Source organism: Cryomorpha ignava (assembly GCF_010686655.1).
GTDB classification, from domain to species: domain Bacteria; phylum Bacteroidota; class Bacteroidia; order Flavobacteriales_D; family Cryomorphaceae; genus Cryomorpha; species Cryomorpha ignava.
In genome coordinates this window covers 1-12,002 of the sequence record NZ_JAAGVY010000019.1, presented here as the reverse complement: position 1 = coordinate 12,002, position 12,002 = coordinate 1, and the positions used below count along the sequence as shown (strand labels likewise).

Here is a 12,002-nt window from a genome sequence, read left to right as displayed (position 1 = left end):
CTTATTATTTAGTGAGTTGTTGAGAAGGATCTGATATTTTGCTTTTAATTTTGTTTTCCACAAAATATGCGTTCCAATCAGCCTTAGTCCAGTCAGGTCTTGTTTTGACCTGAAGATACACCATAATAACATTGTTCTGCAATACAGGTCGATACGATACGTATTCAGAATTTTTAGCAGCAAAATACGTGATTGCATCTTGTTCAGAAGTAAAATTGAAATTACTCGCATCGAGCATATACACGCTTTGAAGCGGCTCCTGGGTGTTTACGACTACAGCACCATCTTCGGTCAGTGTAGCATTGCCGGGTTGGGCTTTCGAATAGGCGGTAGATGCCAAAATAGCAAATACGACCAGAATAAATCTAAGTGTTTTCATTATGAGTTTGGTTTTGATGATTAAATAATAGTGATTAAACGATTTTTGGAAAGGTTATGAGGGGGTTGAAAGAGTGATCAGTCAAGAGCGTATAGCATAGGCTGAAGGTTTAGTTTGGTTATAGCTGTATTTTGTTATATAAAGATATAGGTTTAATCGGAAGAAAAAAAGGTTTTGGCGAAAAAATGTATTGTGTAACTATATTTAGTGATTTAGAAAGATAGCTCATAATCCCGGTATTGATTTTGAGCACAACGAAAAATTTTATTGTTTGTGCTATCTTAATAACCTGAGTTAGATTGTTATTCGGAGATTCAGATTTCCATAAAAGACTATATACAAGTTTCGTTTTCAGAGACATAGCGGGCTATGGCGAGAACAGGAAATGCAGTATATCGGTTTTTATGGGAAAGATTTTTAGCATACCACCTCAACTTAGTGAAACGATCTCACGCAGCGAAGCAAGTAAAACAGCGATTTTCTGCCTAAAAATGACTCATAATAGCCCGCTATTTTTATGCTTGTTTGTCAAAGGCTATAAAGGGAACGCTACGCTTAGTTATTTCATCATTCTTAGTTGAAACTCACAACTGAGCGAAGCGACATCACGACCAACGGGAGCCTGAAGGGTGAGAGAAACGAATAATTTTCAGGCGTTCTGAATCCTGAAGAATAGTCGATCTCAGGTTAATATGTTTTGGCTTGGCAAATTTTGAATCGAAAGGTGAGTTTTCCCGAGAAAATAAAATGGATGAACCAGTATAGTTTTATGCCTCACCGATAAGGTGTAGCTGAAATTAGACTTAAATTTTATTGACAAAGTCTATTCCCGGAAGGGTAGAAATTTATTTGAGTACATCGTCCGGCTCAATTTCACCTACATTCTGGTTTTTAGCCTTTGCTATTCCGGCATTGATTTCGAATCCGATAAGAAGTACGATTGAATTAAAATAAAGCCATAGCATGACTACAAGAACGGTTCCTACCGATCCGTAAAGCTTATTGTAAGTGGCAAAACTATTCACATACCACCCAAAAAGTGAGGAAACAATAATGAAACCAAGGGTTGCAAAAGAGGCGCCGGCGTTAATAGCGCGCCACTTGCCTGAATGACCCGCTCGGTAGAGAAGTGAAATGGCAATTTCGAAAAGGATGATTACGAAAATCCATTTTGCAAATTCAATAAGAAATACAAATAAATCGCCTCCGATTATATTGAGTTCCTGAAGGTAGGAGAGTACCGGTCCGCTAAATGTAATAAGTGCAACACCAATGATCATTGCAAAACTAAAAACGAGCATAAGGCCAAAGGAGCGTGCGTACTGGATGACAATGCTATGCGGTTTTTCGATGTTGTAACTATAACTAAAACCGTCCAGAATAGCCTGAATAGCATTAGAGGCATAGAATAGTGCCAGAATAAATGAGATGCTTATAAGTGTTTGTTGTTTTTTGGTGATCAGGTCATTAAGCGTCTGCTCTACAAGGCTATAAGCATTTCCAGGCATTGTTTTACTTATATACAACAGGAGGTTTTCCTGAAAATTTTCTACTGGAATAAAGGGAATAATAGATAGTAAAACGATTAATACCGGAGGTAGCGAAAGCAAAATGCGAAAGGATACAGCGGCGGCTCTATTAGTAATTCGCCCTTTTTGAATTCCCGCCCAAGAAAACTTAATTACCTGATAAAAAGTTAAGCCGCTAAAGCCTGGAAGCACGAGTTTTTTTGAAACTGTTGTAGCTTTAGCAATCGGCTTTGATCGCATAAACTTCACTGTCCAACGTTTTAAAATACTCGTCATAAATTTCTACCAATCACGGGCTAAGGTAAAGCTTTGAATCAATGAATGGAATGGCACCCCGGCTATTCTATTAAAGTTGAATACTTAATAAACCCGGAAAATTCGTTCAATAAGCCTTTAAGCTAATGTCGAGAACCCGTGCGCTGTGGGTAAGAGCACCCATGCTTATGAAATCAACACCGCATTCGGCGTAGTTTCGGGCAGTTTCAATGGTGATATTTCCGCTGGCTTCAGTTTCATATTTGTCTCCTATTTTTTTTACCGCTTTCAGCAAATCGGGGTAAGAAAAATTATCGAGCATTATTCTGTCAACCTTTCCTACGGCCAAAATTCGATCGACCTCTTCCAGGTTACGCGCTTCAACTTCGAGCTTTATGTTGAGGTTATTTTGTTTTCTAAACTCATCGCAGAGATTTATCGCATTTTCAATCGAGCCGGCGTAATCAATATGATTATCTTTAATCATCATCATATCGTATAAGCCAAATCGATGGTTTTCTCCACCGCCGGCTTTTACAGCCAATTTTTCGAGAAAACGAATGCCCGGAGTGGTTTTTCTGGTGTCGAGCACTTTGGTTTTAAGACCTTCCAGTTTCTTTACTACTTTATTTGTTAAAGTCGCGATGCCACTCATACGCTGGATGGAATTCAAAGCAAGTCGTTCTGCTTTTAAAATTCCGCGGGCTGAGCCGCTAACGGTCATTACCACATCTCCCACTTTTACAGCACTACCATCAGCTATAAGTGTTTTTACTTGCAAGCTGGGGTCAATGTGTAGAAAAATGCTTTCGGCGATTCCTGTACCCGCCAAAATACCATGTTCTTTTATTAACATTCTTGCTCTTCCTACAGCATCTGCGGGAATACATGCCTCAGAGGTGAAGTCACCGTCACCGATATCTTCGATTATCGCATTGCGAATAAATTCGTCTGTTGTCATCTTGGCTTATAAAATTGTACTCTCTAAAAAGTGTCAATTAAAATCACAGATCAAAAGTACGGTAAAAGTACAGAAGGTAGATTGTTTTCTTGGGAAATTGGTAGTAGAGGGCTCTCGCACACGCTCGTGATGCGCGAGCGACTGCGGACAACGAGATTGTTTTCTTATGAAATTGGTAGTCGCTTTCGCACATTCTCGCATCTCGCGAGGGTGGCCTCCTTTGGCGTCTCGCCAGGCTAAACTTGACCAGGCTGAATTTTGTGCCCAAAACTCAAATGTCGATATTCTAGTTAAACATATATAGGAACCTGGTGAGACGCCAGAAAAAGAGTCCCCACGCTTTAAGGCGTGGCGACTGCGGAGAACTCAAATTTCGATATTTACTTCAACTTATTGATAGCAACCTGGCGAGACGCCAGATAAAATGTCCCCACGCTTTAAGGCGTGGCGACTGCGGAGAACGCTTTTTAGAGAAGTATAAACCTCATATGCTCATCTCGCGTACAAAGCGAGTGCGTACATCCATCTTGCGGCTTATGACTTATAGCTTGAAGCCATTCCAAGCTATTCAAAAAGATCTTTCACTTTCTGAAAAAAGTTTTTCTCATCATGATCAACCTGTGGCTTAAAATTATCGCTTTCGCGAAGTTTTTCAAGGGCTTTTTTCTCGTCTTTTGAGAGCTCTTTTGGAGTCCAGATGTTGATGTTCACAAGCATATCTCCTTTCCCATGGCGCTGAACGTGTGGAAGTCCTTTTCCGCGTAAGCGCACCATTTTGCCACTTTGAGTTCCAGGCTGGATGGTAATTTTTGCTTTCCCTTCTACAAGGTCAACTTCTGCAGAGCCACCGAGGGCGGCATCAACAAAGCTTACATAAAGGTCGGTGTGAAGATTTTGACCGTTTCGTTTTATTGTGGGGTGCTCTACCTCTTCTATTACTACGTGCAAATCGCCGGGTACTCCACCCATTGGTGCTGCGTTTCCGCGGCCGCTGATGTTTAGCTGCATACCTTCTTCCACGCCTGCCGGAATATCGATATTCATCACTTCTTCCTTGCGCACTAGTCCGTTTTCATCGCTGCCTGCCGGTTTTTTGTCAAGCATTTGTCCTGAACCGTGACAAGTGGGACAAGTTGACGCCGTTTGCATCTGTCCTAAAATGGTATTGGCAATACGTGTAATCTGTCCGCTACCGTGGCAAGTTGAACAGGTTTTAAAGGTAGCACCATCGGCAGCTACCATTTTGTGAACCTTGATTTTCTTTGTGGTTCCGTTTACAATTTCAGAAAGCTCGAGCTTTACTTTAATACGCAAATTTGTTCCTTTTCTGCTTCGTCTTTGGCCACCGCTAAAACCGCCGCTAAATCCGCCACCACCAAAGGCACTGCCAAATATGTCGCCGAACTGTGAGAAAATGTCATCCATATTCATGCCGCCACCAAAGCCGCCGCCTCCGCTGCGCACTCCTTCATGCCCAAAACGATCGTATCTCTGCCGCTTTTCGGGGCTGCTCAGCACTTCGTAAGCTTCTGCAGCTTCTTTAAACTTATGCTCCGCATCGGCATTGTCCGGATTTTTGTCCGGGTGGAATTTCAATGCCATCTTTCGGTACGATTTTTTAAGTTCTGCCTGCTCTACGGTGCGCGATACACCTAATATTTCGTAATAATCTCTCTTAGCCATTGCTATTCGGTTACTCTGCTATTCTTAAAATAAATTGATTTACTTTCCTACTATTACTTTGGCATGACGTAGAATTGTGTCATTGTAGAAATATCCTTTTTCTGCCACATCTACTACCTTTCCCTTTAAATCTTCTGTTGGTGCAGGAATATTTGTAATGGCGTCGTGGTATTCTGTATCAAAAGGCTGCTCGTGGCTGTCCATTGGTTTCAGCCCTTTGTTTTGAAGTATTCTTAGGAGCTTGTGATGAATCAGCACGAAACCTTCTTTTAAAGTTTCCGGGTCTTCACTATTTTCATTCGAAGCCACGGCGCGATCAAAATCATCTAAAATCGGCAAGAGCTCCTTTGCAATATCGGCACCATCAGTTTTAAAGGCTTCGAGTTTCTCTTTTGCCGTACGGCGACGGAAATTTTCGAATTCACTGTAAAGGCGCAGAAATTTATCATTTACCGTGTCATACTTTTTCTGCAATTCCGTCAGTGCATCGTCGTTTTCAGAGGTGTCGCTCATGCCATCTTCATTCGCTTCCTCATTCTGTATATTTTCATTTTCATGAGATGTTGCTTCCTGCGTATTATCAGCAGTAGCCTTTTCATCCATTTCTTCTGTGTGATCTTTTGAACTCATAATATCTCTTGTAAAGCTATATTTTCATGCCTGTTTGGCAAATAGCACGCCAAGTGCTGCGGTGTGACAAATAGGCAGGACTAAAAAAATCACCTACCGCAAACGCAATAGGTGATTTTAAAAAATTAAAATTGAAAAAAGCTTAAAAACCTTTCACCAATCCATCAATAGTTGAGTGCAAATTAACACCACGTAGGTTTTTGCCAATTATTCTTCCGTCTTTATCAAGCAGGAAGCTTTGTGGAATGCTGTTTACAGCGTAAATCTGTGCCGGTTTTGATTGCCATCCGCCTAAATCGCTTACGTGGTATTGCCACTTTAAATTGTCTTGTGCAATAGCGCTTACCCAGCGGTCTTTAGCCTTATCAAGGCTGACGCTGTAAATTTCAAATCCTTTGGCATCTTTAAAGGTAGCTTTGCTGTATTTTTCATAAGCATTTACCACATTTGGGTTTTCGCGTCGGCAAGGGCCGCACCACGATGCCCAAAAATCTACTAAAACGATATTCCCGCGAAGGGAAGAAAGTTTGATCATTTTACCATCCGGACTTTCAAATTCCAGATCGGGCGCGATGTCGCCTATATTTAAGCCGGTATTTGCAATCTGGTCTGCTTTGATTTCAATGGGGCTTACCGATTCTTCTTTTGGAAGGGTAAAAGCTGCCAAAACCGCAATTGCGGCAACGGGTATAAGTACTTTGAGCAATTTCATATAGTTGTAATTTTAGTTCGTTTTAAGCAAAATCTATTCCAAGTTACGAAATTCGTTTGATATCTGCACCTAATGCCTGTAGGCGGGTGTCTATATTTTGGTATCCGCGGTCAATTTGTTCGATATTGTGAATCGTGCTTTTTCCATCGGCGCTAAGCGCAGCAATCAAAAGCGATACTCCCGCGCGGATATCTGGAGAGGTCATAGAAATACCGCGTAAATTTACTTTGTGGTCAAGGCCGATAACAGTGGCTCTGTGCGGATCGCAAAGAATAATCTGTGCGCCCATATCAATAAGCTTATCGACAAAGAAAAGGCGGCTTTCAAACATCTTTTGGTGTATAAGTACCGCTCCTTTTGCCTGTGAGGCTACAACAAGCACAATACTTAGTAAATCGGGGGTGAATCCAGGCCAGGGATTGTCTGAAATGGTCATAATAGAACCATCTATGTATGATTCTATTTCGTAACTATCTTGTGCGGGAATGTAGAGGTCATCACCTTTTAATTCCATTTTAATTCCAAGTCTTCTAAAGGTATCGGGAATAATGCCGAGCATGGGGTAATTCACATCCTTGATGGTAATTTCGCTGCCCGTCATAGCAGCAAGGCCTATAAAGCTGCCTATCTCAATCATGTCAGGCAATACGCGGTGTTTGCAACCGCCTAAATAATCTACACCTTCAATGGTAAGCAGGTTTGAGCCGGCGCCTTTTATTTTAGCGCCCATACTATTCAGCATTTTACAAAGCTGCTGTATATATGGTTCGCAGGCGGCATTGTAAAGTGTTGTGGTGCCTTTGGCCATGCTGGCCGCCATCAATATATTGGCAGTACCGGTTACAGAAGGCTCATCGAGGTGGAGGTAAGTTCCCTTTAAATGGTTGGCCTCTACTTCGTAAAAATTTTCTTTTGATTTATAATTGAAATTGGCTCCAAGCTTTTGAAAACCAATGAAGTGTGTGTCTAATCTTCGGCGGCCTATTTTATCGCCGCCCGGTTTTGGGATATATCCTTTTCCGAAACGGGCTAATAATGGGCCAACAATCATAATAGATCCACGCAATCCGCTGCCTTTCTTTTTAAAGGTATCGCTGTGCATGTATTCAATGTCCACATTTTCGGCAGTAAAAGCATAATGCTCATCGCCGAGTTTTTCAACTTTTACGCCAAGGTCGCTCAAAAGGTCTATTAGCTTGTTGACATCTATAATATTAGGAACGTTTTCTATTTCTACACGCTCGGGCGTAAGCAGCACGGCGCATAAAATTTGTAGAACTTCGTTTTTAGCTCCCTGTGGAATAATTTCGCCTTTGAGCTTCTTCCCACCTATAATTTCAAATGCACCCATGTATTAATTGCGTTTTTTTCTTGGTCCTTTGCGTCCCTGGTTACTACGCTTGCGGCCGCGGTTTTGTTGTTTGCCTTTATTTGTGTTGGTATTCGTGTTTACACCCATTTGTTGCATCACTTCTTTTGTAGAAGCAAGCGCCTCTTCGGGGTTTTCTACAATGAGTTTTCCGTCAGAGAGTTTTCGCAAATCGTTTGCAATTACTTCATCGCGCACGCTGTTTTGATTCCACACCACATAGGTACGCTTCATTAAGTTGGCAACACTTACGGCGAGCTCCTTTCTTTTTTCCTCATCTTCTTCGGCCATTACCTGATCAATAATTTTCTCAATCGTTTGGCCGTAATGTCCGTATTTTATTTGCCCGGAAGGGTAGGCCACACGTTTTGGTTTTTCCTGAAAAGTTTCGCGATCAGGTTTTGGATATGGCGAATCAACATCCAGTTGAAAATCGGACATAATGTGAAGATGATCCCAGAGTTTGTGCTTAAAGTCTTCTATGTCGCGCAAGTGCGGAAATAAATTTCCCATAATGGAAATCATTGACATGGCACATTTGTTACGCTCTTCGCGGTCTTCAATGTTGACACAAAAATTCACCATATTTTGAATGCTGCGCCCGTATTCTGGTAAGACCAAATCTGGTCTGGCACTGTTGTAAGTTATTTTCATAAAATTATTAGGTAATTCATACTGCTATCGCAAAGCTATTAAAGCTTTTAAAAACAGAAGTGAAAAGTATCGCTTTTTGATTGATTTCAACCGCTTGGTTTTTAATTATCACTATTGGAGGGTGATAAACGAATAATTCGCTTAGAAATTGAAGCAAAAGTAAGGAATTCAGATCAGATGTAATAATGTAGGTGAATATTCCTTGTTTTTTTTTGGATTGAGGATGTGCATTAGCAATAGGGAAGGAAATTACGAATTACGAATTTTGAAATACGAATTACGAATTTTGAATTACGAATTAGGAACTTAGCTTATGGAATATAATGATATTTATAGTTACTAATGACCGCAGTATTACGCACTGAAGTTGGGAGGCGGGTTGTGTTAGTGGAAATGACTCTGTATGGATGACCGAAGGGAATGACTACTATTTAGCCCACAATCGTTATGGAATATTACGTTCACTCTCCTTTTACTTTTAAGGTTTACTATTCAGCTTAGTGATAGGGATTTATTGGCTATAATTTTGGGTTTTGAATGTATGCATTGGTGGGTATTGTTGACCGGATGGGAGATAGTGGAGCGGCTTAGATGTGCCGATAGGTTTTCGACATGAGAATTGCTTTTACTTTATATGGTTGGGTTTAGAAAGGAGTTGATATATAGTTCTATGGGAGTTGCACTACGGTTGGAGAGGAGTTGAATGGAAGCTGCATAGAAGTTATATCGGAAGTATATAGGAATTAGTATGCTTTGGTCATGCTTCTGTCATGCTTTGGTCATGCTTTGATAATGCTCTGGCTATGCTTTTAATTTGCTGTGATGTTGCTTTTGTATTTTCTTTTTTATACCCCTAAGAATTGTTTTATAAAAGCTGTTTCACTTATGGGAATTATTAAAGGAGGGATTGAGTTTACCGGCCCGGTTGGGAATTTGGTTGCCTACAAAAGAAATGGAAAGATCGTTGTTCAGACTAAAGGAGGAGCGACTAAAAAAAAGATTTATACCGATCCGGCGATGGCGGGCACTAAGAATAACTCCTTTGCTTTTCGCAATGCCGTCACCGTAGGTGTGAATTTACGAAAAGGGATTGATTTTAGCAATTGTGCACCTATGAGTATTCATTCGAAATTGCAGGGTTTTCTTTTTGGAAAAGTTGTGCGTAATGATACCGTAAATCCTCCGGGAGAGTGGAGGGTTTTGCGTACCAATCTTCCGGTATTGAATACCTTTAGATTCAATGATTTGATACCTTCGGCGATAGAATACGACATGCTAAATGCGGTGTGGTCAAAAACGGAAACCGGCATTAGAATGAAGTTGGAGATTCCGAATTTTGATTCCTTAAAGAGTAATTTTAATGGATTCAAAATTTGGGGAGGAGTTCGGCTTATTTCGCTTATCGAGCGGAATATTTTTGATTCTTGCGATGTGATAAGCGATTTATATGAAGCGGGAAGTACGGGAGAAGTTGTCTTTGATTTTCCGGAACTCAAAATGACTGATGCGCATGGTGAGCTGCACAATGAGGAGGATGTTGCTGTGGTTTATCACTGGGGGTTTAGTACTTTTATTGATGGATATGTGCTTTATAATAAGGCTATGAATGGGGTTTTTATGCGGGTTGGAGATTTTTAAGGGGTTTTTGAAGTTGCTTCGGAGGAGGGTCAGATTGTGATTTTCAAATTTGAAGGCTGATCATGAAATCTGCATGACATCCTGAAAGATTATATTCAAATGACATTTTTACTATCATTTCAAATTGATTTGAGAAAATTCGACTTACCTGCGATTAAAAAAGGGCTAATTTAAATACTAAAAAGGTCATAAAAACTGTTTTTCAAGGATTCGAATCAAGTTTTTTCAAAAAAAGTTATCAACAATCAAATATCTCTGAATCCCTTTATTGATAAACTAAGTGTCATTTAGACACAGTTTTAAATTCGGGACAAACTTATCCTTATTTTCAATTTTCGTTAATATTTCCGAATTTTTAATTTTATCTTGTGCTCATGATTTCGGTGAGACGCATATCCACTATAGTAATTTTTCTGGTTCTAAGTCAGACAGGTTTTGCACAAGGAAACTTCCGTTTTCCATCCTTGAATGATGCCCGAAACGGTCACCTAAAAGCATTCAAAATACCTAAAGTAAATGACTTAAAAAGTTTACTAAAGGGTATGGGAAACAGCTCGCCATCTTGGATAGAAGAAGTGAGACGGCTTACAGAAAGAGCTTCTTAAAATTTATTGATTTAGAAGATAAGCTTCTATACACTTTATGCGACAGCAATGCCTTTCGCGCAAATGCATTGATGCGCTCTGCGGCTGCCAGCTTTGGAAAGATGGAAAGCGATAGAAATAACAAACCTGAAGTTTCAAAAAACAAAAAGCAGAAAGTTCTTTCAGCAGCTGTTAAACTTAGTGAAGAGAATATTCCTGGTTTAGGTGCACCTAATTCCAACACAGCTGAAGTAAGACATATAGAGAATCAGAAAAAGTACGCCTCACGCTTCTATGCCGACTATATGAAGAAGCGTGTACACCTTTATAAAACCACTTTTAAAGAAGGCTCAAAGCAACAGAAGAAAATGCTGCACAAATTAAAAAAACGCGCCTTACTGTGGCAATCATATAAAGAGCAGGATTCTAAATTGCTAGCAGGATTTGCTGATAAGCATCTCGGAATAATGAAATCGCTTGAAGCTAACCCCGAATTTGCTTCTGTTATGAAGCCGCAAATGGCTGACTACTCCGGCACCCAACTGGACCCTAATATGGATGCTTCCAGTTTTAGCCAGACAAAGCTGCTTGATATGTTGCAGAATAAGATAACAGCCGACGGTTTGCTTTCGCCTGACCAAGTAAATGGGGTTAAGAATGTGAAGGAACTATTTGCAAAACTGCAAGAAGTTAAACAAGAGGTTAGCGATACCACTAGCCAAGCGGATAAGAAAGAAGCCAAGGAAAAGCCGGTAAAAATAGATGGTAAATTGTCTAAGCGATTTTGGGACAGGCTTTATGGCGGAGGTGATTTTGACTGGGAAAATAGTACTGGCTACTACCCGGATGGGCTTGGAGTTACGCTTAATGGTGGGTACCACATTTCAGATAACTCCGGATTAACTATCGAATTGGAAACAGTTTTTAACGCTTCAAAAATGGGATGGGCAAATGACAAGCGCTTTGAATCTACCCTTGTTTCAAATTACACGCTTGGTGCCAATATTGACTACAGAATCTGGAAAATATTCTTTGCCGGGGTAGGCTCCGAGTTTATAATAAACAATTTAGAAGCACCGGCAGAAGAACTTATTGACAGGCTTGAAAATTCGAAATACACTTTTGGAGTACCGTTAATATTTAGAGTGCTTTTACCAATAAGCGGCGCAAACAGTACGAATATCGAATTTCGGTATGATTTAAATTCAAAAAATAATATTAAACCCCAATTCGACTTTAAGGTTGGATTTTTAATTGGACGATGATTATGAAAAAAGCAATATTATTAATACCGCTCTTGATTCAGTTTTCTATTCTTTTCGGTCAAGCTGATGATCCAGTTTTCTCATTTGAACAAAATAATGCAATGAATAAGGCTTCAATGCAAAACTCAAATGTTAATCTCGCGAATGGTGCAATGCAGATTTCAATCCCGTTATTTAATCTTGATCTTCTCGAAACTCAAATCCCAATAACTTTAATAGGGTTATCCATTTAAGTCGCGAAAAATATAATTCATCTCTCATACTTTGCAGCTTGATGTCACCCTTTCAGGGCTTTAGACTGTCACTTTATCTAATACACAGGGTTTCACGTCGCTTCGCTTTG

General features: G+C 40.2%; 11 protein-coding genes. 3 read left to right on the top strand and 8 right to left on the bottom strand.

Going from position 1 to position 12,002, the window contains the following annotated elements; genetic code table 11:
* Window positions 1-4: 4 nt before the first annotated feature.
* The 8 genes from G3O08_RS11045 to G3O08_RS11010 form a co-directional block, all read right to left on the bottom strand.
* Window positions 5-379: a hypothetical protein gene (locus tag G3O08_RS11045; RefSeq protein WP_163285431.1), complete on the bottom strand. Its 375-nt coding sequence runs from the start codon at window positions 377-379 to the stop codon at window positions 5-7.
* 845 nt (window positions 380-1,224) lie between these two features.
* Window positions 1,225-2,148: a YihY/virulence factor BrkB family protein gene (locus tag G3O08_RS11040; protein ID WP_239541162.1), complete on the bottom strand. Its 924-nt coding sequence runs from the start codon at window positions 2,146-2,148 to the stop codon at window positions 1,225-1,227.
* A 142-nt stretch (window positions 2,149-2,290) separates the two neighbouring features.
* Window positions 2,291-3,124, bottom strand: a complete 834-nt coding sequence (nadC, locus tag G3O08_RS11035) for a carboxylating nicotinate-nucleotide diphosphorylase (protein ID WP_163285429.1) — start codon at window positions 3,122-3,124, stop codon at window positions 2,291-2,293.
* Window positions 3,125-3,688: 564 nt separating this feature from the next.
* Window positions 3,689-4,807: a molecular chaperone DnaJ gene (gene dnaJ / locus G3O08_RS11030; protein WP_163285428.1), complete on the bottom strand. Its 1,119-nt coding sequence runs from the start codon at window positions 4,805-4,807 to the stop codon at window positions 3,689-3,691.
* A 39-nt stretch (window positions 4,808-4,846) separates the two neighbouring features.
* On the bottom strand, window positions 4,847-5,437 hold the full coding sequence (locus G3O08_RS11025; protein WP_163285427.1) for a nucleotide exchange factor GrpE: 591 nt from the start codon (window positions 5,435-5,437) through the stop codon (window positions 4,847-4,849).
* 142 nt (window positions 5,438-5,579) lie between these two features.
* Window positions 5,580-6,149 (bottom strand): TlpA family protein disulfide reductase, encoded by a 570-nt coding sequence (locus G3O08_RS11020; protein ID WP_163285426.1) that lies wholly within the window; start codon window positions 6,147-6,149, stop codon window positions 5,580-5,582.
* Between the two features lie 43 nt (window positions 6,150-6,192).
* Window positions 6,193-7,500: a UDP-N-acetylglucosamine 1-carboxyvinyltransferase gene (gene murA / locus G3O08_RS11015; protein WP_163285425.1), complete on the bottom strand. Its 1,308-nt coding sequence runs from the start codon at window positions 7,498-7,500 to the stop codon at window positions 6,193-6,195.
* Window positions 7,501-7,503: 3 nt separating this feature from the next.
* A complete protein-coding gene (locus tag G3O08_RS11010) occupies window positions 7,504-8,172 on the bottom strand; it encodes a DUF4290 domain-containing protein (RefSeq protein WP_163285424.1) in 669 nt (222 codons plus the stop codon).
* Window positions 8,173-9,057: 885 nt separating this feature from the next.
* On the opposite strand from G3O08_RS11010, the gene G3O08_RS11005 reads away from it, so the two are divergent.
* The 3 genes from G3O08_RS11005 (at window position 9,058) to G3O08_RS10995 (ending at window position 11,892) form a co-directional block, all read left to right on the top strand.
* Window positions 9,058-9,810 (top strand): hypothetical protein, encoded by a 753-nt coding sequence (locus tag G3O08_RS11005; RefSeq protein ID WP_163285423.1) that lies wholly within the window; start codon window positions 9,058-9,060, stop codon window positions 9,808-9,810.
* A 562-nt stretch (window positions 9,811-10,372) separates the two neighbouring features.
* A complete protein-coding gene (locus G3O08_RS11000; protein WP_163285422.1) occupies window positions 10,373-11,659 on the top strand; it encodes a hypothetical protein in 1,287 nt (428 codons plus the stop codon).
* A gap of 2 nt (window positions 11,660-11,661) precedes the next feature.
* Window positions 11,662-11,892 (top strand): hypothetical protein, encoded by a 231-nt coding sequence (locus G3O08_RS10995; RefSeq protein ID WP_163285421.1) that lies wholly within the window; start codon window positions 11,662-11,664, stop codon window positions 11,890-11,892.
* Window positions 11,893-12,002 lie beyond the last annotated feature (110 nt).